We start from the raw sequence: 23,454 nt of genomic DNA on the forward strand, positions 1-23,454 counted from the left end.
GCGCCGGACGGGAGGTGTCATGCGTCGGGTCATTGCGTGGTCGCTCGCCTTGGCGCTCATCGTGTTTGGACTGCTCTGGCCCGTGTTCTGGCCCAGCGGCGGTGGTGCAGCGCGAACCGACGACCCGGTCATCATCACCGACTACGCGGCGGATCTCACCGTCGGCGCCGACGGCCGGCTGACCGCGGTCGAGACCATCACCGCGGATTTCCCGCCCGGCCGCCACGGGCTCTTCCGGTACTGGGATGTGGCCAACCCCAACAATCCGCGGCTGCGTCAACCGCCAACGGTCACCTCCATCCGACTCAACGGGGCCCCGGCCCCATACGAGATGCTCGACGAGGACGGCGGGCGGTTCGTGGTGGCCAAGATCGGTGACCCGAACCGCACGCTCAGCGACGGCATCCAAGTGTTCGAGATCCGCTACACCGTCGACGGTGTGCTGGCCCCCGGACGAGTCGGCGCCGACAAAACGTTCGCGGGATCCGTCGGCGATCCCAACTCCGCTTCGGCGTTCTACTGGAATGTCCTTGCCCCGGCGTGGAACAACCACATCGGCCGGTTCAGAGTCAGCGTCACCCTTCCGGCAGCGGTCACCGGCGCCCAGTGCAGCGTGGGCTACGGAGTGGGCCGGGCCTGCACGGACCTGACCACCTCGGGCGACACCGTCCGGCTCAGCGCCGTCAATCTGGATCCGCACGTCCCCGTCACGCTGCGCGCCGGTGTCGACGTGCCCACTCCTCCGCAGCCCACGCTGCCCTGGCCGTACACCTGGGATCAGGTGCTGGGCCGCTCCGTGGCCGGCGTGATCTGGGTGGCCGCACTGTCGGTGGCGCTGGGCCTGATCGCGTTCGGTTGGTGGCGGCGCACCGCAGAACGTCCGCCGAGCTTCCCGCTGCAGTACGCACCTCCGGATGGAATCGGCCCGGTGCAAGCCGAGTACATCCGGACCGAAGCGATTCCGAAGAGCGCGCTGACGGCGACGCTGTTCCATCTCGCCGACCGCGGCCTCATCGAACTGCGTCAGGTCAACGCCGAGCAGTGGAACATCCGCGGCCTCGCCAGCCAGTCGGCGTGGACCGAGGTCGACCCGGTCGCTGCCGCCGTGGGAGTCGCGCTCAGGATCTCCTACAAAGACGCCGAATTCCGTGCCAGGAAGACGGCGAGCTCGGGCGAGAAACTCACCAAGGCCAAGACCAATCTGGCTGCGGCGGTTCGCAAGTGGGCCCTGGACGACGACCTCATGGTCAAACGCCCCGAGGAATTGTGGCTGCGTGGCGCCAACGCGGTGGCGCTCGTGCTCGCAGTGTGCGGTTTCCTGACGTGGTTCGGTGCCGGCGTGACCATGTGGGGTCTGCCGTTCGCGGTGTTCTTTTTGGTCACGGCGCGGTCGTGGCGTGCCGGGCTGGGCACCCGGCGCACCGAAGCGGGACGTGAACTCTGGTCGCGGGTGGGCGGATTCCATCGGCTCCTGACCACAGACTCGGCCGAGACCCGGTTCGATTTCGCCGCGCGCAAGGATCTCTACACCGCCTACATCCCGTTCGCGGTGGCCGCAGGCGCCGCGGCACTGTGGGCCAAGAAGTACCAGGACGTCACGGGTTCTGTTGCTCCGCAACCGGATTGGTATCACTCGTCGTCGGGCGGTGGTTGGGCCTTGACCGGCGGATCCTCGGGCATGAGCTTCGACAGTTTCGATTCGGCGCTGTCGTCATCGATCGGCGCGTACACCGCGACGCAGTCATCGTCGTCGAGTGGCGGAGGATTCAGCGGCGGCGGGGGATTCAGCGGTGGCGGCGGGGGTGGCGGCGGCGGAGGAGGAGGTGGGTCATGGTGACGGTGCTGCTGGTCGTGGTGCTGGCGCTCGCCGTGCTCGTGCTGTTCGGATTTGTGGCTGGCTACAACAAGATTCGCGCAGCGGACATCACCGTGTCCGAGGCGCTCAGCGGCATCGACGTCGAACTGACCCGTCGTGCCGCGCTCATCCCGGCACTGGTGCACACCGTCCAGAGCTTCGCCACACATGAACAGGCGATCCTCGACCGGGTGAGCTCTGCAAAGGCCGCCCTGGCTTCGGCCACCGGCGGCACGTCGGTCGCCCAGCGCAGCGCCGCCGAGCAGAATCTGGACAACGCCCTGGCCGGCGTGCTGGCACTGGGCAGCTCCTATCCGCAGCTCAACTCGTCGAACAACTTCCTGGACCTGCAGAAGAACCTGGCCGACACCGAGAACAACCTCGCCTTCGCCCGCCAGTACTACAACGATGCGGTGGCCACGCTGAACCGGTTGGTCGGCACCATCCCCGGGATGTATGTGGCACCGCTCGCGGGGGTCTCCGAACGCGAGTACTACCGGACACCCAAGTAGCCGACGGGGCGCCACTACACTGGCGCGGTGCGACTCGTCTTTGCCGGAACCCCCGAACCCGCGCTGCCGTCGCTGCGCCGATTCATCGACTCGCCGCGTCACGAAGTCGTCGCCGTGCTCACCCGCCCGGATGCCGCCGCAGGCCGCCGGGGCAAGCCCGCGCCCTCGCCGGTGGCGAAGCTGGCGCTGGAGCACGACATCCCGGTGCTGCGCCCGGCGCGGCCCAACGATGACGAATTTGTCGCCGAACTCACCGAACTGGCCCCGGACTGCTGCGCCGTGGTGGCCTACGGCGCGCTGCTGAGCCGGCGGCTGCTGGCGGTCCCGGCGCGGGGCTGGGTGAATCTGCACTTCTCGTTGCTGCCTGCGTGGCGCGGTGCGGCACCGGTGCAGGCGGCGATCGGCGCGGGGGACACCGTCACCGGTGCGACCACGTTCCTCATCGAACCGGCGTTGGATTCGGGCCCCGTCTACGGGGTGGTCACAGAAGCTGTCGGCAGCACCGACACCGCGGGCGACCTGCTTGGCCGCCTTGCCGTTTCGGGTGCAGCACTGCTTGAGGCCACGATCGACGGGATCGCCGACGGCTCGCTGACCGCGGTGCCGCAGCCGTCCGACGGTGTCACCATCGCGCCGAAGATCACGGTGGAGTCGGCCAAGGTGCGCTGGGATCTGCCCGCCCATGTCGTCGACCGGCACATCAGGGCGGTCACTCCCAACCCTGGCGCCTGGACGATGATCGGTGACCAGCGGGTCAAGGTGGGCCCGGTGACGGTGGTCGACGATGCCGATCCGTTGGCTCCGGGGGTGATCCAGGTGCACCGCAAGGATGTGGTGGTGGGCACGGGTTCTCAGCCGGTGCGGCTGGGCCAGATCCAGCCGCCGGGCAAGAAACTCATGAACGCCGCCGACTGGGCGCGAGGTGCCCGGCTCGACGAATCGGTACGAGCCTCATGACCCGGCCCGACAGGCGGCCACCGCAACGCAAGCGTCAGCCGCGGCGCACCCCACTGGATCCGGCGCGCCGCGCGGCGTTCGATGTGCTGCGCGCGGTGTCCGAGCGCGATGCCTACGCCAACCTGGCGCTGCCGGCGTTGCTGACCGAACGCAAGATCGAGGGCAGGGACGCCGCTTTCGCGACCGAGCTGACCTACGGTGCCTGCCGCGCCCGCGGGCTGCTCGACGCGGTGATCGAAAAGGCGGCTGGGCGGTCCACCGAGAACATCGATCCCGTGCTGCTCGATCTGTTGCGGCTGGGCGCCTACCAGTTGCTGCGCACGCGGGTCGAGCCGCACGCCGCGGTGTCCACCACCGTCGACCAGGCCGGTATCGAATTCGACACGGCCAGAGCAGGTTTCGTCAACGGGGTGATGCGCACCATTGCCTCTCGCGACGAGCAGGCCTGGGCCGACGAGCTGGCCCCGCCGGCGGCCACCGACCCGGTCGGGCACTCGGCGTTCGTGCATGCCCATCCGCGCTGGATCGCCCAGGCGTTCGCCGACGCCCTCGGTGCGCGAGCCAGCGAACTCGACGCCCTGCTGACCAGCGACGACGAGCGTCCGCTGGTTCATCTGGCGGCCAGGCCCGGTGTGTTGACGGCCGACGAACTCGCCGAGCAGGCCGACGGCACCGTCGGCAAGTACTCGCCGTATGCGGTGTATCTGCCCGGCGGCGATCCGGGGCGGCTTCCCGCCGTGCGCGACGGCGCCGCCCAGGTTCAGGACGAGGGCAGCCAGTTGGTGGCCCGGGCCCTGACGGTGGCTGAGCTCGACGGGCCGGACACCGGCCGGTGGCTGGACCTGTGCGCCGGACCGGGTGGCAAGACCGCACTGCTGGCCGCGATCGGGGCCGCCTCGGGCGCCAGGATCACCGCCGTCGAGCCGGGGGAGCGCCGCGCTGACCTGGTCGAGGAGAACACCCGCGGCTTGGGCGTCGACGTGCATCGCGTGGACGGCCGCGACTCGGGCCTGCCCCCGGGCTTCGACCGCGTGCTGGTCGATGCGCCCTGCACGGGACTCGGTGCGCTGCGGCGCCGCCCGGAGGCCCGCTGGCGTCGCGCCCCCGGCGACGTGCCCGGCCTGGCGAAACTGCAGAAGGAGCTGCTGGCCGCCGCCATCAAGCTGACCCGGCCGGGCGGGGTCGTGCTCTACGCGACCTGTTCGCCGCACCTGGCCGAGACCGTCGGGGTGGTGGCCGATGCGCTGCGCCGCCAGCCGGTGACCGCGCTGGACACCCGAGAGCTGTTCGCCCCGGTCGACGACCTCGGTGCCGGACCGCACGTGCAGCTGTGGCCGCACCGGCATGGCACCGACGCGATGTTCGCCGCGGCCCTGAGGGTGCGATGAGCGCACCGGCGACCGACGCCACGATGCGCCTGGCGATCGAACAGGCAAACGGCGTCAAGGGCACCACATATCCCAACCCGCCCGTCGGCGCTGTCATCGTCGACCGCGACGGTCAGGTCGTCGGGGTGGGCGCGACTCAGCCGCCCGGCGGCCCGCACGCCGAGGTGATGGCGCTGCGCCGGGCCGGGCAGCGGGCGCTCGGCGGCACCGCGGTGGTCACCCTGGAGCCGTGCAACCATCACGGCCGCACCCCGCCGTGCGTCGATGCGCTTGTGGCAGCGGGTGTTTCGACGGTGGTGTACGCGGTCTCCGATCCCAACGAAGTGGCCGCTGGGGGCGCGGCACGGCTGGCCGATGCGGGTGTCGTGGTGGTGTCCGGTGTGCTGGCCGACGAGGTCTCGCGTGGTCCGTTGCGCGAGTGGCTGCACAAGCAGCGCACCGGTCTGCCGCACGTTACGTGGAAGTTCGCCACCAGCGTGGACGGCCGCAGCGCCGCCGCCGACGGTTCCAGCCAGTGGATCACCAGCCCGGCGGCACGCGCCGACGTGCACCGCAGGCGTGCGGTGATCGACGCCATCGTGGTCGGCACCGGCACGGTGTTCGCCGACGATCCGGCGCTCACGGCGCGCCTGGCCGACGGCAGCCTCGCCGAGCACCAGCCCCTGCGCGTCGTGGTCGGGTACCGCGAGGTGTCGTCGGAAGCCAAAGTGCTCAACGATGATTCGCGCACGATGGTGATCCGTACCCACGATCCGCACGAGGTGATCAAGTTCCTCGCCGACCGGACCGATGTGCTGCTGGAGGGTGGCCCGACGTTGGCCGGCGCGTTCCTGCGTGCCGGTGCGGTCGACCGGATCATCGCCTACGTGGCACCGATCCTGTTGGGCGGCCCCATCACTGCGGTCGACGATGTCGGTGTGCTCAGCATCGCCCAGGCGCAGCGCTGGCGCTTCGACGGGGTCGAGCCGATCGGTCCCGACGTGCTGCTCAGCCTCGTGCCCGGCTGAGCCGTCGGGCTATTCGTCGTCCAGCGAGCGGTGCTCGATGAGGCTGCGCACACCGGTGGGGCCGAGCCGTTCCCGGAATGCCTGCACGGTGTAGCCCACGACGGTGGCGTCGGTGCGGGCCCGCGCGGTGGCCGACCGCGGGAGCCCGAACAGCGGACCCATCTCGCCGAAGTAATCGCCGGGTGTGGAGATCCTGACCATTTCCTCACCGCCCGTTGCCAATTCGCGGGAGATGGAAATCTCACCCGCGGTCACCACGTAGATCAGGTAACCCATCGTGCCCTGGGCGAACAACACGTCACCGGCCCGCAACCGCACCGTTTCCGGGCCCTCGTGGGCCTCGGTCATGTGCGGCACCAACTCGACCACCTGATCGGCCAGCGGCAGGATGCGCGTGTCGTGCGTGGCGACGACCACGACGCGCTCGTCTGCGGCGAGCTCACGGATGAGCCGCAGCACCTCCTCGACCTGGATGAAATCGAGGTGGGCGGTGGGCTCGTCGGCCAGGATGAGCGGCGGGTCGAGGGCGATGGCCCGTGCCACCGCGACGCGCTGCTGCTGCCCGCCGCTCAGATCGCCTGGGCGATGGCGCATCCGGTGTTCGAGGCCGACGCGGGTGAGCAGTTCTTCGGCGCGCCGGCGCGCGTCCTGCCGGAACATCCCTGCCGCGTGCATCGGCACCATCACGTTCTCCAGCGCGGTCAGGCTGGGCACGAGGTTGAACGCCTGGAAGACGATGCCGACGGTGTCGCGTCGATAGGACGAGAGTTCCCGGCTGGCCAACGCCGTGACGTCGATGTCGCCGAACTCGATGCGCCCGGCCGCCGGTTTGAGGATGCCGCCGAGGCAGGACAGCAGCGTGGTCTTGCCACATCCGCTGGGGCCCAACAGAATTGCCAACGAGCCAGCCTCGACTTCGAGGTCGAGGCCGTCGATCGGCCGGACGGCATAGTCGCCGCTGGAGTATTCGACGACGAGATCCTTGATGCGCAGATCGGCCACGGTCAGGGTCCTCCGAACGCAAGTGCAGGGTCGACCCCGACCGCCCGGCGCAGCCCGGCGATGCTGGCCAGCAGGCCGATCACCACGGCGATGAGTGGTAGCGCGGTGAACGCGACCGTCGGCACGTCACAGCGCATCGGGAACAGTGGGCCCAACACGATCGACAGGCCGCTGCCGAGCAGGGCCGCGAGCACGGCAACCAGAACGGCTTGCGTCGCCAGGCCGGCGAGGATCGACCGCGTGGCCACCCCGACCGCCTTGAAGACCGCGAAATCCCGGGTGCGTTCGAGCGCGGACAGGTACACCACCGAGCCGACGATCATCGCGGCGACCGCCCAGAGCAACCCCGCCATCAGCGTCATCGCCTGGTTGGCGCCCCGCAGCGGCCGCACCATGTCGTCCACCGCGCCGCCGCGGTCGACCACCCGGTTAGCCGTCGAGTGCCCCGGTGGGCTTGCCGCGCAAGCCGATCGACGATATGAGCGGCTGTCCGGAGAACAGCAGCTGCTGCGCGCCGGTGACGGTGAGGTAGACGTTGGCCTGGCCGGCCAGGGCGGTGGAATCGTCGACGAGGCCCACGACGTGCAGCCGCCGCGCGCCGATGTCGACGTCGGCTCCGACGGCGCGGCCCATGGTCGTCGAGGCGGCAACTTCGTCGGGCGTCGCGGGGGAGCGGCCGGTGACCACCGCGGGCGCGCCCGGGCCCCGCTCCGGTACGCCGAACACGTTGACGTTGCGCGGCGACGCGCCGTCGGGGATCGTCGAGCTGCCGTACACCACCGGCACCGCCGCCGTGATCCCTGGAAGGCGTTCGGCCCGTTGGACTTCGGCCATCGGAATCGGCGCCGAGCCCAGGAAGGGGCCGGCCGCCCCGGCCTTGATCATGAACGCGTCGAGGCCCAGCGCGTCGACGGTGCGCTGCGCCTCGACCCGGAAGCCGTTGGCCAGGCCCGTGAGCACCAGGGTCATGGCGAAAACCAGACCGGTGCCGATGACGGCAATGGCGAATCGCCTGCGTCGCCACTGCAGGTCACGCAGCGCCGCCATCAGCATGTCGACGCCTCGGTCATGGCTGGAGATTACCGAGCGGCACCCCGGCCAGGGGCCGATTTCACCGGGTGCAGGGCCGTTCTGGGACGGCCAGTTGTCGGTCGGTCTCGGTACACTCGTGCCAAAGCGCTTTCGCCGATGAACGTGCGCCCGGTGAACTTGAGCAAAGGAACACGAGCGTGACCGCTCTGCAAGACTGGCTCAGTACGTCCCCGCTGAACCCACGAATATCCCCGCGAACCGTCAAAGCACTGATCTGCGCCCCGCTACGTGGTGTACTTCCGGCCCGGCACGTGGTGGTTCGTCATGAACCACCACGCATCCGGCCAGGTGTCGAGCGCTGCTGAGCTACTGACTGCGGTGCCGGCCCGGGTGATCGTCAGACCCGTTGGTCACCCGCGTCGGCGTGCTGATCAGTTCGGTCGCGGCATCGTCGGGGTCGTCGGAGCCCTCGGTCGGGACCTCCTCGGCGTGCTCGTGGCGCCCCGCGATGAGCAGGCCGAGCAACGCACCGATGACGCATACGATGGCGGCGCTCAGGAAGATGTCGCCGTACATCATCACGTAGGCCTCGCGATAACGCGCCGCCTGCGCGGTCAGGCGCTCGACCAGCGACATGTTGGCGTTGGTGTGCGCAGCGGCGAGCGTCGCCAGGTGCTGATTGAACCGGTAGAAGCCCCAGGCTCCCAGCGCTGCGATGCCGATCAGCATGCCGATCATGCGCGATACCACCACTGCCGCCGACGCGATGCCGTGCTCGGCCGAGGGGACGGCCCGCAGCGCCGACGACGTCAGCGGTCCGATCACGACACCCAGGCCGAGGCCCACGATCGCCAGATCGGTGTCGAGCACGGGAAGCGTGAACAGGCCCAGGTTGTGCCGGTCGGCCAGGACATTGACCGACCAGTGCGAGACCAGGACGAAACCGCCCGCCGCGATGAGCAGGCCCGCGAACACCATGAGCCGGTCGCCGAGCTTGGTGGCCAGCCAGCCGCCGATGAGCGCGCCGATCGGCAGTGCGATCAGGAACCGCAGCAGCAGGAACGCCGAGTGGTTCTGGTCCTGGCCCAGCACGCCCTGCCCGAACAGTTCGACGTTGACCAGGGTCACCATCAGCGCCGCGCCGGCGCACAGGGACGCGGCCAGGGCCGCCAGGAACGGCCGGAAGTGGACGCCTGCGGGGTCGATCAAGCGCGTCCTGGCGACCTTCTCCCACGCGAAGAACGCGACGGTCGCCACCGCAGCGGCGATGAGCACCGGGATACCCCACGACGGCAGCACATGCTTGCCGTCGGGTTGCGGGTTGTAGAGCCCCACCACGGTGAGCCCGAGCGCGATCGCGAGCAGCACGCCGCCCACGACGTCGACCTTCTCGGGCGGCTGATCCTTGTCCTTCGCAGGCAGGCTGAAGTGGATCATCACCATCGCGATCAGGGCCAGCGGCACGTTGACCCAGAACACCGCCTGCCAGTGGTGGAACACCCATACCAGCGCGATGCCGTACATCGGGCCCAGGACGGCGCCCAACTCCTGGGCCGCACCCACGCCGCCCAGCACACCCGCGCGGTTACGCGCGGACCACAGGTCCGCCGCCAACGCCAGCGTCACGGGAAGCAGGGCGCCACTGGCCGAGCCCTGGATGAGCCGGCCGATGACCAGCACGGTCACGTCGGTGGACAGCGCGGTCACGATCGAACCGACGGCAAAACCTGCCAGGCCCACCTGGATCAGCATCTTGCGGCCGAACCGGTCCGACGCGCGGCCCAGCAACGGCATCGCGGCGATATAGCCCAGCAGGTACCCCGTGATGATCGGGGTGACCCGCTGGATCTGATTGACCGCGATACCGACGTCTTTCATGATGTCGACGATGATCGTGATCACGACATAGGTGTCGAGGGCGCCCAGCAGCACCGCGAGGCTGCCTGCGCTGATCGCGATTCCGCGGCTCGATGTCCGGGGCATCGGCATCAGCCCGCAGGCTTGGCGACGGTGACCTGCTTGCCCCAGTCAGACAACGTCATGGTGACGCTATTGCCCTCGCTGGGGGTCAGCTTGGCCTGCATGAGCGCGTGGTCGCCGTCGGACTTGATCCACGCCACGGCCGGGACCGGGGCGGTGGCCTTGATGGACGGGGCGATCGCGTTGACCGCGTCGGCGGAGACCTGCCCGGTCACCCGCACGGTGTCGACACCGCCGATGGTCTCCCGACCCTCGGCCTTGGGGTCGGTGAAGTTGGCCAGGATGTTGGCGAGGCCCTTGTCCGGGCTGAGGATGGCCGCGATGTCGTAGATGTTGGCCGCCGGGCCCCAGTTCGACAGCGGATCACCGGGGGTCAGCGCCGCCCACAGATCGTTGTCGACGACCGCGAACTTGGCGTCGCTGATCTTCTGACCCGCCACGGTGACGTCGGCCGTGCCCTGCGCGGCCACCGCGGGCGAATTGGTGAGGTCACCGTCGAGCTTCTGGATCGGCAGCCCGCTGACGGTGCCCTGCGTGGTGAGCTGCAGGTGAACGCTCTGCTGGCCCTTGGTGGTCGCGGTGGACTGCTGGACCAGGGTGGCCCCGTCCGGCAACGGCTCGTTGGACTTGTCCGCCGATTTGCCAGAACATCCGGCGATCAATGCGACCGCGGCGAAAAGGATTGCGAGCAAGGATTGGACAGCGAAGCGTGGGCGCGTCTGCATGACTGCATCGTAGAGGCTCACGGTGACGGGCTGCTTTCTCCGACCGCGGGCAGGCTCCAATACTCTGGGGGCTGTGTTCACCGGAATCGTTGAAGAGCTGGGCGTATTGGTCGACAAGAAAGAGTTGACCGATGCGGCGCGATTGACCATCCGCGGGCCTGTTGTCGCTGCTGACGCGGGCCACGGCGATTCGATCGCGGTGAACGGCGTGTGTCTGACCGTGGTGGACGTGCTGCCCGACGGTGCCTTCACCGCCGACGTCATGGGCGAGACCCTCAACCGGTCCAGCCTCGGGGGTGTCGGCGTGGGCAGCCAGGTCAACCTGGAGCGCGCCGCGGCCGTCAACAGCCGGCTCGGCGGCCACATCGTGCAGGGCCACGTCGACGGCACTGGTGAGGTGGTCTCCCGCACCCCGTCCGAACACTGGGAAGTGGTGCGGATCGCACTGCCGCGCGAGCTGTCGCGGTATGTGGTCGAAAAGGGCTCCATCACCGTCGACGGGATCTCCCTGACGGTGTCCGCGGTCGGCGACGACTGGTTCGAGGTCTCGTTGATCCCCACCACCCGTGAGCTCACCACCCTCGGCAAGGCCGAGGTGGGCACCCGGGTGAACCTCGAGGTGGACATCATCGCGAAATATGTCGAGCGGTTGATGGGTGGCACCGGTCAGTAAGAGCTGGCAATAACCGCTGGGTTCCGGTGGTTCATACTGAACACGATGACAACGGGTTCCGTGCCGGAGTCGGCACTGGAACAGGCAAGGTGGCGAAGATGACCAGGCTCGACTCGGTCGAGAGGGCGATTGCCGATATCGCCGCGGGCAAAGCCGTGGTGGTGATCGACGACGAGGATCGGGAGAACGAAGGCGATCTGATCTTCGCCGCCGAGAAGGCCACCCCCGAGTTGGTGGCGTTCATGGTGCGGTACACCTCGGGTTACCTGTGCGTCCCGCTCGACGGCGAGGTCTGCGACCGGCTCGGCCTGCTGCCGATGTATGCGGTCAACCAGGACAAGCACGGCACTGCCTACACCGTTACCGTTGATGCGAAAAAGGGTGTGGGAACCGGTATTTCAGCATCGGACCGAGCAACCACCATGCGGGCGTTGGCCGATCCCAAGGCCGTCGCCGAGGACTTCGCCAAGCCCGGGCACGTGGTGCCGTTGCGCGCGAAGGACGGTGGCGTGCTGCGCCGCCCGGGGCACACCGAGGCCGCCGTCGACCTGGCCCGGCTCGCGGGGCTGCAGCCCGCGGGCGCGATCTGCGAGATCGTCAGCCAGAAGGACGAGGGCGACATGGCCCGCACCGATGAGCTGCGGGTGTTCGCCGACGAGCACGACCTCGCACTGATTTCCATCGCCGACCTGATCGAGTGGCGCCGCAAGCACGAGAAGCACGTCGAACGTATCGCCGAGGCTCGAATTCCCACGCGGCACGGCGTGTTCCGCGCGGTGGGCTACAAGAGCATCTACGACGAAGTCGAGCACGTCGCGCTGGTTCGAGGTGAGATCGCCGGGCCGCACAGCGACGGCGACGACGTGCTGGTGCGGGTGCACTCGGAATGCCTGACCGGCGACGTATTCGGCTCGCGGCGCTGCGATTGCGGCCCGCAGCTGGACGCCGCCATGGCGATGGTGGCCCGCGAAGGCCGCGGCGTGGTGCTCTACATGCGCGGCCACGAGGGCCGGGGCATCGGCCTCATGCACAAGCTTCAGGCCTATCAGCTGCAAGACGCCGGTGAGGACACCGTCGACGCCAACCTGAAACTGGGCCTGCCCGCCGACGCGCGGGACTACGGCATCGGCGCTCAGATCCTGGTCGATCTCGGTATCCGGTCCATGCGGTTGCTGACCAACAACCCGGCCAAGCGCGTCGGACTGGACGGCTACGGATTGCACATCATCGAGCGCGTGCCGCTGCCGGTGCGCGCCAACGCCGAGAACATCCGGTACCTGATGACCAAGCGCGACCGGATGGGCCACGATCTGGTGGGGCTCGACGATTACGACGAAGCGGTGAGCATGGACGATTACGATGAGGCCGTATATCTACTCGGGGACCGGCGTCCGCCGAGTGCGCACGATTCCGGTGACATTCCGGGTTCGGGTGGCGCGGTGAGCAGCGTCGGCGGAGACGACAAATGAGCGGGGGCGCGGGCGTTCCCGACATGCCCAAGGTCGACGCCTCGACCGTGAAGCTGGCCATCGTGGCCAGCACGTGGCACACCACGATCTGTGACGCCCTGCTCGACGGCGCCCGCAAGGTCGCGGCCGAGGCCGGCGTCGTGGACCCGACCGTGGTGCGTGTGCTGGGCGCCATCGAAATTCCCGTCGTGGCACAGGCTTTGGCTGCCACACATGATGCCGTCATCGCATTGGGTGTGGTGATCCGTGGTCAGACACCGCATTTCGACTATGTCTGTGATGCCGTCACCCAGGGTTTGACCCGGGTCTCGCTGGATGCGTCGACGCCGGTGGCAAACGGTGTGCTGACCACCAACGACGAGCAACAGGCTCTGGACCGGGCCGGGTTGCCCGGGTCGGTCGAGGACAAGGGGGCGCAGGCTGCCGCCGCGGCTCTGTCCACCGCGCTGACCCTGCGGGAACTACGCGCGCTGGCATGACCAAGCCGATGACCGAAGCCGGCTGGGACGTCGAGATAAAGCCTTATCGCACACCGATGTTCGCTTACGCGGCGGCGTTCGTGCTCGTCGCCGCGCACATCACCATCGGCGCGCTGCTGAAGGTGGGATCCACCGGCGTGGTGTTCCAGACCTCCGACCAGGTCGCCATGGCACTGCTCGGCGTCATCCTCGCCGGCGCGGTGCTGATGCTCGCGCGGCCGCGGCTGCGTGTCGGTGCGCAGGGTCTGGCCGTGCGTAACCTCGTGTCGTACAAGCTGGTTCCGTGGTCCGACGTCGTCGGGGTGTCCTTCCCGGTCGGCGCCAGGTGGGCCAGGGTCGACCTGCCCGACGACGAGTACATCCCGCTGATGGCCATCCAGGCGATCGACAAAGGCCGGGCCGTCGACGCGATGGACCAGCTGCGGGCGCTGACCGACAAGTACCGTCCGAGCGCGGGCTGACTCAGCCCAGGTTTCCGGCCGGGTCAGCGCGCGTCTCCCATCACCAGGCCTTCCCGGCGCGGGTCCGCGCCGCCCACCCAGCCCGGCTGTGCGCGCATCAGGGCCGAGAGCCCGCTGGACTGGTCGGCGACGTTTACCCGGTGGCCCAGCTTGCGCAGCCCGGCCACCAGCGGATCGTGATCGCCCTGGGCGCCGGGCGGACCGGACGCGTCGACGGCGGGATGCTCGCCGCCCACGTTGGTCTCCGGGGTGTTGGCGGCACCGAAGTCGACCATGGACACCGCCTGCTGCGGATCCAAGCCCCAATCCAGCATGCCGACAATCGTTTTCACGACGAACTGGATGATCACCGAGCCGCCCGGTGACCCCAGGACCGCGTACAGCGGCCCGCGTCCCGGACCGGTCTTGTCGAACACCAGCGTCGGCGCCATGGAACTGCGCGGTCGTTTGCCCGGCTGCACGCGGTTGGCGACCGGGACGCCCTCGGGGCTCATCGGATCGGCAGCGAAGTCGGTGAGCTGGTTGTTCAGCAGGAATCCGTCGACCATGTGGAACGAGCCGAACGACGATTCGATCGTGGTAGTCAGCGACGCGGCATTGCCGTAGCTGTCGACGATGCTGACCTGACTGGTGCCGTGTTCGCGCGCCGGTGCCGCGGTGGCCGGCGGACCGAACTCGCCGGGCTGTGCCGTGCCCATGGTGTGCTGCTGGGAGATCAGCGCCGCGCGCCCGGTGAGGTATGCGCTGCCCAGCAGTGTCTCCGGGGTGCCGCCGGGCAGGGGCACGAAGTCGGTATCGGCGACGTAGCGGTCCCGGTCGGCGTAGGCCAGCCGCTCGGCCTCGGACACCAGATGGACTCCCATCACGGTGGGATGTCCGCCGTTGAGGTCGATATCGGTGGGCCGGTCGGCGCTCATCGCGAAGTGTTCCAGGATGCCCAGCGTCGCGGCCACAGCCATGCCGCCCGACGACGGTGGCGGCATGCCACAGATCTCGCGCCCGCGGTACCCGGTGCACAGCGGTGGGCGTTCCTTGGCGGTGTAGCCGGCGAGGTCCTGCTCGGTCATCAGGCTCGGGGTGCGCCCACCGGTGGTGTCGGTCGCTGCCGCGACGATGGCCCGGGCGATGTCGCCGGTGTAGAAGGCCTGGGCGCCGCCCGACCCGATGGCGCCGAGCGTTTTGGCGTATGCGGGGTTGGTCAGCCGGGTGGCCACCGGCTTGGGGCTGCCATCGGGTTGCAGCAGGTATGCCGCGGCGGCGGGATCGACCCGTAGTTGGGGCGCGGCGTCGGCGATGGCTTCCGCCATCCGGGGGCTGACGTCGAAGCCGTTGTCGGCCAGTCGCACCGCGGGTTCGAAAAGCTCGCGCCACGGCTTCTTTCCGAAGGTGCGGTGAACGTCGTCGAGCATCCGCACGATGCCGGGTACGCCGATGGAGCGTCCCGAGGCCCTGGTATTGGGTCGGGGCTCGACGCGGTCGGTGTCCGACACCCATCGCAGATAGTTCTCGGTGGCCGCGGCAGGTGCGGTTTCGCGGCCGTCGAACGTCCGCACCGCCCCGGAAGCGGCGTCGTAGTAGACCAGGAATCCGCCGCCGCCGATGCCTGAGGACTGCGGCTCGACGAGGCCGAGCACGGCCTGCGCGGTCACCAGGGCATCCGCGGCGGTGCCGCCGTCGCGCAACACCTTGCAGGCGGCCTCGGTGGCGAGCGGGTTCGCGGTCGCGACCGCGTAGGTGGCGGTGTGGACCGCGGTCATGTCCCGGCGGTAGCCCGTCGCCACTTCGGGATTGGTCGCCAGGTTTGCCGTCGTGCCCGGCGCGGGCGGCGGCGCAGGTGCGGTCGGCGTCTTGGGTGTCGGGGTGCCGTTGGAGGCGATCGTGCACGGCGCGGTCGTGGTCGTGCTTCGGCGCTGACCGTCGCCGGCGCATCCGCCGAGAACCAACACGACGCCAGTGAGCAGGGCGATGACCAATCGCGTGGACGCCAGCATCCGCACCCTCTCGACGGTAGCGGAGATCAGTCGGATCGCGGCAGTAACCTTGAATCCGTGCCCGATCCAGCGACATACCGGCCGGCGCCCGGATCGATCCCAGTTGAACCGGGCGTCTACCGGTTTCGCGATCCCCACGGGCGGGTCATCTATGTCGGCAAGGCCAAGAGTCTGCGCAGCAGGCTGACGTCGTACTTCGCCGATCTCGCCGGACTGGCGCCGCGCACCAGACAGATGGTGATGACGGCGGGCAGCGTCGAGTGGACGGTGGTGAACACCGAAGTCGAGGCGCTGCAGCTCGAGTACAACTGGATCAAGGAGTTCGACCCCCGCTTCAACATCCGCTACCGCGACGACAAGTCGTATCCGGTGCTGGCGGTCACGCTCAACGAGGAGTACCCGCGGTTGATGGTGTACCGCGGCCCGCGCAAGAAGGGTGTGCGCTACTTCGGCCCGTATTCGCATGCCTGGGCCATCCGCGAAACCCTCGACCTGCTGACCCGGGTGTTCCCGGCCCGCACCTGCTCGGCCGGAGTTTTCAAGCGGCACAACCAGATCGGGCGTCCGTGCCTGCTCGGCTACATCGACAAGTGCTCGGCCCCCTGCATCGGCAGGGTCACCGCCGAGCAGCACCGGCAGATCGTCCTGGACTTCTGCGACTTCCTGGCCGGCCGCACCGACCGACTGGCGCGCGACCTTGAGCAGCAGATGCTCGCGGCCGCCGAGGAACTCGACTTCGAGCGCGCAGCGCGCTTGCGGGACAACATCTCTGCGCTCAAGCGGGCGCTGGAGAAGCAGGCGGTGGTGTTCGGCGACGGCACCGACGCCGATCTGGTGGCCTTCGCCGACGACGACCTGGAGGCCGCCGTCCAGGTGTTCCATGTCCGCGGCGGCCGGGTGCGCGGCCAGCGCGGCTGGATCGTGGAGAAGTCGGGTGATCCGGAGCAGTCCGGGCAGGAGCAGTTGGTCGAGCAGTTTCTCACCCAGTTCTACGGTGATCAGGCCGAGCTGGGCGGTGCCGCCGACGAGGCGACCAATCCGGTGCCGCGACAGGTTCTGGTGCCGGTGCTGCCACCCAACGCCGATGAACTGGCGGTCTGGCTGTCGGGGTTGCGCGGCTCACGCGTGGCGTTGCGGGTGCCGGTGCGCGGTGACAAGCGCGCGCTGGCCGAGACGGTGCAACGCAACGCGCAGGAGGCGCTCGCCCAGCACAAACTCAAGCGGGCCGGGGATTTCAACGCCAGATCCGAAGCTCTGCAGAGCATCCAGGAATCGCTCGGGCTGGCCGACGCGCCGCTGCGCATCGAGTGCATCGACATCAGCCATGTCCAGGGCACCGATGTGGTGGCCTCGCTGGTGGTGTTCGAGGACGGGCTGCCGCGCAAGAGCGACTACCGGCACTACGCCATCCGGGAGGCGGCGGGGGAGGGACGCTCCGACGACGTGGCCTCCATCGCCGAGGTCACCCGGCGGCGGTTCCAGCGGCACCTCGCGGACACCAAACCCGATGTGACGGCCGAGCAGCGGCCGCGCCGGTTCGCCTATCCGCCCAACCTGTTCGTGGTCGACGGCGGCGCCCCGCAGGTCAACGCCGCGGCCGCGGTCCTCGAGGAGCTCGGCGTCCACGATGTCGCGGTGATCGGGTTGGCCAAACGTCTCGAAGAGGTGTGGGTGCCCTCCGAGCCCGATCCGGTGATCCTGCCCCGCACCAGCGAAGGGCTGTATCTGTTGCAGCGGGTGCGCGATGAGGCACACCGCTTCGCCATCAGCTACCACCGCAGTAAGCGGTCCAAGCGCATGACGGCGTCGGCCCTCGATGCCGTGCGCGGGCTGGGGGAGAATCGGCGCAAGGCGCTGGTGACCCATTTCGGTTCCGTGGCCCGGCTCAAAGAAGCGACTGTGGAGGAGATCACCGCGGTGCCGGGCATCGGTGTCGCGACGGCGCGGGCCGTCCGGGAGGCGCTGAGCGGGCCGGATTCCGACGCAGCCGCAACCGTTATCCAGGATGATCGATCGAGGGGCAGTGCGATGACAGGGGCGGACATGGACACCAGTGAGCGGCAGGCGGATCGGGCGTGACAGAACAGCCACATCGGGACCCTCTCGACAGCACCGGGGCGGTCGCCGATTCCGGTATCGACGTGGTCCTGGTCACCGGCTTGTCGGGGGCGGGACGCGGCACCGCGGCCAAGGTGCTCGAGGACCTCGGCTGGTATGTCGCCGACAATCTGCCGCCCGAGCTGATCGCCCGGATGGTCGAGTTCGGCCTGGCGGCGGGGTCGCGGATCACCCAGTTGGCGGTGGTGATGGACGCGCGGTCCCGGGGCTTCACCGGCGACCTGGATTCTGTGCGCAAGGAGCTCGCCACGCGGAACATCACACCGCGGGTGCTGTTCCTGGAGGCGTCCGACGCGATCCTGGTGCGCCGCTATGAACAGAACCGGCGCAGTCACCCGATGCAGGGCAATCAGACCCTGGCCGAGGGGATCGCCGCCGAGCGCGCGATGCTGGCCCCGGTCCGTGCGGTGGCCGATCTCGTGATCGACACCTCGGCTCTGCCGGTGCCGGCACTGCGGGCGAGCATCGAGCGGGCGTTCGGCGGCGAGGCGGTATCGGACACCAACGTGACAGTAGAGTCGTTCGGCTACAAGTACGGGCTGCCGATGGACGCCGACACGGTGATGGATGTGCGGTTCCTGCCCAATCCGCACTGGGTGGACGAACTGCGCCCACACACCGGTCAGCATGCCGCGGTGCGGGACTACGTCCTCGGTCAGCCCGGAGCCCACGAGTTCCTGGAGACCTACCATCGGCTGTTGAACGTCGTGATCGACGGCTACCGCAGGGAGGGGAAGCGCTATATGACCGTGGCCATCGGGTGCACCGGCGGCAAACATCGCAGTGTCGCGATCGCCGAAGCCCTGGCGCAGCGGTTGGCGGGCGGCGACAAACTCACGGTGCGGGTGCTGCACCGGGATCTGGGTCGCGAATGAGGCCCGGACGCGAGGAGGACAAATGAGTCCCGGACGCGACGAGAGCAATTCACCCAGTCGCATCGTTGCCCTCGGTGGTGGGCACGGCCTGTACGCGACGTTGTCGGCGGCCCGGCGCCTCACGCCGCACGTGACCGCGGTGGTGACGGTTGCCGACGACGGTGGCTCGTCGGGCCGGCTGCGTTCGGAGCTGGACGTCGTCCCACCCGGCGATCTTCGAATGGCATTGGCGGCGTTGGCATCCGACAGTCCGCACGGCCGGCTGTGGGCCACCATCATCCAGCACCGCTTCGGTGGCAGCGGAGCGCTGGCCGGTCATCCCATCGGGAACCTGATACTGGCCGGGCTCAACGAGGTCCTGGCCGACCCGGTGGCCGCGCTCGACGAACTCGGCCGGATCCTCGGGGTCAAGGGGCGGGTGCTGCCGATGTGTCCCATCGCGCTGCAGATCGAGGCCGACGTGGCCGGGCTGGAATCCGATCCCCGGATGAGCCGGGTGATCCGCGGTCAGGTGGCCATCGCGACGACGGTGGGCCAGGTGCGGCGGGTGCGGTTGCTGCCCGGTGACCCGCCTGCCACGCGGCAAGCCATCGATGCGATCATGGCCGCCGACCTCGTGGTGCTGGGCCCGGGCTCGTGGTTCACGAGCGTCATTCCGCATGTGCTGGTGCCCCAGTTGGCGGCCGCACTGCAGGCGACGACGGCCCGACGCGCGTTGGTGCTGAATCTGGTGGCCGAGCCCGGTGAGACGGCGGGCTTCTCGGTGGAACGGCACATCCATGTGCTGGCCCAGCATGCGCCGGACTTCACGGTGCATGACATCATCGTGGACGCCAGTAGCGTGCCGAGCCAGCGCGAACGTGAGCAGCTCAGCCGCACGGCCAAGATCCTCAACGCCCGCGTTGAGTTTGCTGACGTGTGCCGACCTGGTACACCTTTACATGACCCGGCGAGGTTGGCCGCGGCCCTGGAAGGCGTCGGCCTGCGCGCCAAAACACCCGACGGCGGCATCGTGCAGGAACCCACGGTTCCTACGCCGACCGCCAGGTCGGTCGATGTCATGCGGCAGGAACCGGCACCAAACAGATCGAGAGGGGACGATCCGTGGCGATGACAGCCGAGGTCAAGGACGAGCTGAGCCGGCTGGTGGTCAATTCGGTGAGTGCTCGCCGCGCCGAGGTCGCGTCGCTGCTGAGGTTCGCCGGCGGATTGCACATCGTCGCAGGCCGCGTCGTGGTGGAGGCCGAGGTGGATCTCGGCATCATCGCGCGCCGGCTCCGCAAGGACATCCACGATCTCTACGGCTACAACGCGGTGGTGCACGTGCTGTCGGCCAGCGGTATCCGCAAGAACACCCGCTACGTGGTGCGCGTGGCCGCCGATGGCGAAGCGCTGGCGCGGCAGACCGGCCTGCTCGATCTGCGTGGCCGTCCCGTGCGCGGGCTACCCGCACAGGTGGTGGGCGGCAGTGTCGGCGACGCCGAAGCCGCCTGGCGAGGAGCGTTTCTGGCCCACGGTTCGCTGACCGAGCCCGGCCGGTCGTCGGCGCTTGAGGTCAGCTGCCCCGGGCCCGAGGCGGCGCTGGCCCTGGTGGGCGCGGCGCGGCGGCTCGGTGTCAACGCCAAGGCGCGCGAGGTGCGTGGCAGTGACCGCGTGGTGGTCCGCGACGGCGAGGCCATCGGCGCTCTGCTGACCCGGATGGGCGCTCAGGACACCCGGCTGACGTGGGAGGAACGGCGCATGCGCCGCGAGGTCCGGGCCACCGCCAACCGGCTGGCGAACTTCGACGACGCGAACCTGCGCCGGTCGGCACGCGCTGCGGTCGCTGCCGCCGCCCGGGTCGAGCGGGCGCTGTACATCCTGGGCGACGGGGTGCCCGACCACCTCGCGGCGGCGGGCAAGTTGCGCGTCGAGCACCGGCAGGCCTCGCTGGAGGAGCTGGGCCGGCTCGCCGACCCGCCGATGACCAAAGATGCTGTGGCGGGGCGGATTCGACGCTTGCTCTCGATGGCAGACCGCAAGGCCAAGCAGGACGGCATTCCGGACACCGAGTCGGCGGTCACCCCCGACCTGCTCGACGACGCCTGATCCAGGTCACAGGGCCAAAAGCGCCCAGCCGACACCGAAGGCGGTCAGCACCGACACCGCGGTGAGCGGCAGACCGAACCGCACGAAGGCCGCCGAGGTGTACCCGCCGGGGCGCATGACCATCAGGTTGGACTGGTGGCTGAACGGGTTGAGGAACGTGAACGAGATGCACGTCCCGACGAGGATCAGCAGCAGCACCGGATCCAGCCCGGTCGAGGCGGCGATGGTCAGCACGACCGGGGTCAGGATCGCGGCCGCGGCGGCGTTGGTGACGACATTGGTCAGCAGCGTGGTGCCCACCACCACGACGAGCACGACCAGCGGGATACTGCTGCCCGACAGCCGCAGGATGGCGTCGGAGATGTAGCCGCCCAGGCCGCTGTTCACCACGATCGTGCCCAGGCCGATCGACCCGGCGATGATGGCCAGGATGTTCCAGTTCAGCGCCCGCGCCGCGGAGCGTGGCGTGAGCACCCCGGTGAGCACCATCAGGACCGCCCCGGTGACGGCGACGAGTTCGACGGCGGCCAGGCCAAGGGACCCGGCGACGATGACCGCGGTCAGGATGGCCAGGGCGACCCAGGTCTTGCCGGTCTGCGGTGCGGTGCCGGTGGCCTGCTGCCACAGCCCGACGAGCGGCTGCTCGGCGAGCGCCTCGGCGGAGCTCGCGGTCACCAGGCACAGTTCCCCGGGTTCGGCGTGGGCCTCGCGCAGCAGCTTGTCGGTCTGCGCCGCGACCACCACGATGTCCTCGTCCTCCTCGAGATCGCGCACAGTGGCCTGCTCGTTGTTCGCCACCGCCACGAGATAGAGGCGCTGCGGCGACAGCCCGAATCGTGGACTGCCCCAGAGCATTCGGACGCCGTCCTCGGTGCACTTGTAGACCAGGACGTCGTCGGCGGCCAGCACCGAATCGGACGCCACCGCCTTGCCCCAGCGGCGGATTTCCAGCAGCTGATATTCCAGCGTGGTGTGGACGCCCAGTTCCGCGGCGGTGCGGCCGACGGCGTTGGCGTTGACCGAGACCGGGATCTCCGCGCGCCAGGACAGTTCCCGTTCGGCCTCGTCGGCGCGGCCACGCAACATCACCGGGGCGGTGACCAGCAGGACCAGCCAGCCGATGATCGCGACCGGCACCGCAACGGGGACGAACGAGAACATCGACAGCGTCACGCCCGACGGGGCCGCCAGCGCGGCGATCAGGAGGTTCGAGCTGGTACCGATCAGGGTCGCCGAACCGGCCAGGGTCGTGGCGTGCGCGATCGGCAGCAGGACGCCGCGCGCCGGCACCCCGGACTGCTGCTGGAGTTCTTTGGCGGCCGGGATGAGCATCGCCACGATCGGCGTGGTGTTGATCAGTGCCGAGACGAACCCGACCGGCGGGATCAGCCGACGCAACGCCTGCCCGGCGGTGGTGACCCCGGACAGCAACCGAAACGTCACGCGTGACACCACGCCGGTGTGCAGCACACCCTTGGCGATGACCAGCATCGCCGCGATGGTGACGACCCCGCCGTTGCTGAGGCCGGCAAACAGTTCGCCGGGCGTGGCGATACCGAGGAGTCCGGCGGCCACCAGGGCACAGATCAGGGCCAGTACCGCGGGTGTCCGGCCGGTTGTCATCACGATCAACGTGACGACGATGATCACCGCAGCGGTCAGTGCCATGCCCAGATTGTCAACCAGACCCGGTCAACGGCGTGTGAGGGCACCCACGGTGAGTTCCGCAGGTCCTGCACTGACCAGATGGCGCGCACGGAGACCGGCACCACTAGGCTGTTGCGCGAGCAGTCCACTGGCGACAAGGGAGAAATCACGTGACCATCCGGGTAGGCGTCAACGGCTTCGGCCGCATCGGCCGCAACTTTTACCGGGCCGTTGCGGCGCAGCAGGCCGAGGGCCAGAACACCGACATCGAGATCGTGGCGGTCAACGACCTCACCGACAACGCCACCCTGGCTCACTTGCTGAAGTTCGACTCGATCCTGGGTCGCCTGCCGCAGGATGTCAGCCTGGAGGGTGACGACACCATCGTCATCGGCGACAAGAAGATCAAGTCGCTCGAGGTCAAGGAAGGCCCGGCGGCGCTGCCCTGGGGTGACCTGGGCGTCGACGTCGTCGTCGAGTCCACCGGCATCTTCACCAACGCCGCCAAGGCCAAGGGTCACCTGGATGCGGGCGCCAAGAAGGTCATCATCTCGGCGCCTGCCACCGACGAGGACATCACCATCGTGCTGGGCGTCAACGACGACAAGTACGACGGCAGCCAGAACATCATCTCCAACGCCTCGTGCACCACGAACTGCCTCGGGCCGCTGGCCAAGGTCCTCAACGACGAGTTCGGCATCGTCAAGGGTCTGATGACCACCATCCACGCCTACACCCAGGACCAGAACCTGCAGGACGGCCCGCACAAGGACCTGCGTCGCGCCCGCGCCGCGGCCATCAACATCGTGCCGACCTCGACCGGCGCCGCCAAGGCCATCGGCCTGGTGCTGCCCGAACTCAAGGGCAAGCTGGACGGCTACGCGCTGCGGGTGCCGATCCCCACGGGTTCGGTCACCGACCTGACCGCCGAGCTCAGCAAGTCGGCCACCGCCGACGAGATCAACGCCGCGTTCAAAGCCGCCGCCGAGGGCCCGCTCAAGGGCATCCTCAAGTACTACGACGCGCCGATCGTGTCGAGCGACATCGTCACCGACCCGCACAGCTCGCTGTTCGATTCGGGCCTGACCAAGGTCATCGACAACCAGGCCAAGGTCGTCTCCTGGTACGACAACGAGTGGGGCTACTCCAACCGCCTCGCCGATCTGGTCGCGCTGGTCGGCAAGTCGCTCTGAGC

General features: G+C 69.0%; 19 protein-coding genes and 1 pseudogene. 14 read left to right on the forward strand and 6 right to left on the reverse strand.

The features are described from left to right. The first annotated feature begins 19 nt into the window (after positions 1-19). Genes RMCB_RS31105 through ribD form a run of 5 tightly spaced genes read left to right on the forward strand, consistent with a single transcriptional unit; the run spans position 20 to position 5,719 of the window. Positions 20-1,837 (forward strand): DUF2207 domain-containing protein, encoded by a 1,818-nt coding sequence (locus tag RMCB_RS31105; protein ID WP_062831898.1) that lies wholly within the window; start codon positions 20-22, stop codon positions 1,835-1,837. Beyond that, a complete protein-coding gene (locus tag RMCB_RS31110; RefSeq protein WP_109784481.1) occupies positions 1,831-2,367 on the forward strand; it encodes a LemA family protein in 537 nt (178 codons plus the stop codon). Before RMCB_RS31105 ends, RMCB_RS31110 begins: the two co-directional genes overlap by 7 nt. Before the next feature lie 27 nt (positions 2,368-2,394). After that, positions 2,395-3,324 carry a methionyl-tRNA formyltransferase gene (fmt, locus tag RMCB_RS31115; RefSeq protein WP_062831821.1) on the forward strand — a complete coding sequence of 310 codons (930 nt, stop codon included), beginning with the start codon at positions 2,395-2,397 and terminating at the stop codon, positions 3,322-3,324. After that, positions 3,321-4,712 (forward strand): RsmB/NOP family class I SAM-dependent RNA methyltransferase, encoded by a 1,392-nt coding sequence (locus RMCB_RS31120; protein ID WP_062831822.1) that lies wholly within the window; start codon positions 3,321-3,323, stop codon positions 4,710-4,712. The genes fmt and RMCB_RS31120 overlap by 4 nt, the downstream gene beginning before the upstream one ends. Continuing rightward, positions 4,709-5,719: a bifunctional diaminohydroxyphosphoribosylaminopyrimidine deaminase/5-amino-6-(5-phosphoribosylamino)uracil reductase RibD gene (gene ribD / locus RMCB_RS31125; protein ID WP_062831823.1), complete on the forward strand. Its 1,011-nt coding sequence runs from the start codon at positions 4,709-4,711 to the stop codon at positions 5,717-5,719. Before RMCB_RS31120 ends, ribD begins: the two co-directional genes overlap by 4 nt. Positions 5,720-5,728: 9 nt before the next feature. Here the strand turns inward: ribD and RMCB_RS31130 are convergent, their stop codons facing one another. From RMCB_RS31130 to RMCB_RS31145, 4 genes and pseudogenes are all read right to left on the reverse strand, one after another. Further along, positions 5,729-6,721 carry an ABC transporter ATP-binding protein gene (locus RMCB_RS31130; RefSeq protein WP_062831824.1) on the reverse strand — a complete coding sequence of 331 codons (993 nt, stop codon included), beginning with the start codon at positions 6,719-6,721 and terminating at the stop codon, positions 5,729-5,731. 2 nt (positions 6,722-6,723) lie between these two features. Further along, a pseudogene (locus RMCB_RS31135) lies at positions 6,724-7,774 on the reverse strand (ABC transporter permease). A gap of 345 nt (positions 7,775-8,119) precedes the next feature. Beyond that, complete coding sequence (locus RMCB_RS31140) at positions 8,120-9,742, reverse strand: MFS transporter (protein ID WP_062831825.1); 1,623 nt, start codon at positions 9,740-9,742, stop codon at positions 8,120-8,122. Beyond that, entirely contained in the window at positions 9,742-10,458 is a 717-nt protein-coding gene (locus RMCB_RS31145; RefSeq protein WP_062831900.1) for an LppX_LprAFG lipoprotein, read from the reverse strand. The genes RMCB_RS31140 and RMCB_RS31145 overlap by 1 nt, the downstream gene beginning before the upstream one ends. Before the next feature lie 73 nt (positions 10,459-10,531). Between RMCB_RS31145 and RMCB_RS31150 the strand changes: the two genes are divergently transcribed. The 4 genes from RMCB_RS31150 to RMCB_RS31165 all read left to right on the forward strand — a co-directional run bounded on the left by RMCB_RS31150 (position 10,532) and on the right by RMCB_RS31165 (position 13,540). Next, on the forward strand, positions 10,532-11,131 hold the full coding sequence (locus RMCB_RS31150) for a riboflavin synthase (protein WP_062831826.1): 600 nt from the start codon (positions 10,532-10,534) through the stop codon (positions 11,129-11,131). Between the two features lie 98 nt (positions 11,132-11,229). Further along, complete coding sequence (locus RMCB_RS31155) at positions 11,230-12,600, forward strand: bifunctional 3,4-dihydroxy-2-butanone-4-phosphate synthase/GTP cyclohydrolase II (protein WP_062831901.1); 1,371 nt, start codon at positions 11,230-11,232, stop codon at positions 12,598-12,600. Next, positions 12,597-13,079: a 6,7-dimethyl-8-ribityllumazine synthase gene (gene ribH, locus RMCB_RS31160; RefSeq protein WP_029373175.1), complete on the forward strand. Its 483-nt coding sequence runs from the start codon at positions 12,597-12,599 to the stop codon at positions 13,077-13,079. Before RMCB_RS31155 ends, ribH begins: the two co-directional genes overlap by 4 nt. Beyond that, positions 13,076-13,540, forward strand: a complete 465-nt coding sequence (locus RMCB_RS31165) for a PH domain-containing protein (RefSeq protein ID WP_062831827.1) — start codon at positions 13,076-13,078, stop codon at positions 13,538-13,540. Before ribH ends, RMCB_RS31165 begins: the two co-directional genes overlap by 4 nt. Positions 13,541-13,563: 23 nt before the next feature. On the opposite strand, the gene RMCB_RS31170 is transcribed toward RMCB_RS31165, so the two are convergent. Beyond that, the gene (locus RMCB_RS31170; protein WP_201028373.1) at positions 13,564-15,531 is read right to left on the reverse strand and encodes a gamma-glutamyltransferase family protein; all 1,968 of its coding nucleotides are present in this window, start codon (positions 15,529-15,531) and stop codon (positions 13,564-13,566) included. A gap of 57 nt (positions 15,532-15,588) precedes the next feature. Here RMCB_RS31170 and uvrC point away from each other — a divergent pair, with 57 nt between their 5' ends. Genes uvrC through whiA form a run of 4 tightly spaced genes read left to right on the forward strand, consistent with a single transcriptional unit; the run spans position 15,589 to position 20,612 of the window. Further along, on the forward strand, positions 15,589-17,610 hold the full coding sequence (gene uvrC, locus RMCB_RS31175; protein WP_062831828.1) for an excinuclease ABC subunit UvrC: 2,022 nt from the start codon (positions 15,589-15,591) through the stop codon (positions 17,608-17,610). After that, positions 17,607-18,524 (forward strand): RNase adapter RapZ, encoded by a 918-nt coding sequence (gene rapZ / locus RMCB_RS31180; RefSeq protein WP_062831829.1) that lies wholly within the window; start codon positions 17,607-17,609, stop codon positions 18,522-18,524. Before uvrC ends, rapZ begins: the two co-directional genes overlap by 4 nt. Before the next feature lie 22 nt (positions 18,525-18,546). Further along, entirely contained in the window at positions 18,547-19,638 is a 1,092-nt protein-coding gene (gene yvcK / locus RMCB_RS31185) for a uridine diphosphate-N-acetylglucosamine-binding protein YvcK (RefSeq protein ID WP_062831830.1), read from the forward strand. Continuing rightward, complete coding sequence (gene whiA, locus RMCB_RS31190; RefSeq protein WP_084388660.1) at positions 19,635-20,612, forward strand: DNA-binding protein WhiA; 978 nt, start codon at positions 19,635-19,637, stop codon at positions 20,610-20,612. The genes yvcK and whiA overlap by 4 nt, the downstream gene beginning before the upstream one ends. A 6-nt stretch (positions 20,613-20,618) precedes the next feature. Here whiA and RMCB_RS31195 read toward each other — a convergent pair whose 3' ends face one another. Next, entirely contained in the window at positions 20,619-22,280 is a 1,662-nt protein-coding gene (locus RMCB_RS31195; protein WP_062831832.1) for an SLC13 family permease, read from the reverse strand. Between the two features lie 149 nt (positions 22,281-22,429). Here RMCB_RS31195 and gap point away from each other — a divergent pair, with 149 nt between their 5' ends. Beyond that, the gene (gap, locus tag RMCB_RS31200) at positions 22,430-23,452 is read left to right on the forward strand and encodes a type I glyceraldehyde-3-phosphate dehydrogenase (protein ID WP_062831833.1); all 1,023 of its coding nucleotides are present in this window, start codon (positions 22,430-22,432) and stop codon (positions 23,450-23,452) included. Positions 23,453-23,454 lie beyond the last annotated feature (2 nt).

Origin of the sequence: Mycolicibacterium brisbanense (genome assembly GCF_001570425.1) — a bacterium.
GTDB lineage: Bacteria > Actinomycetota > Actinomycetes > Mycobacteriales > Mycobacteriaceae > Mycobacterium > Mycobacterium brisbanense.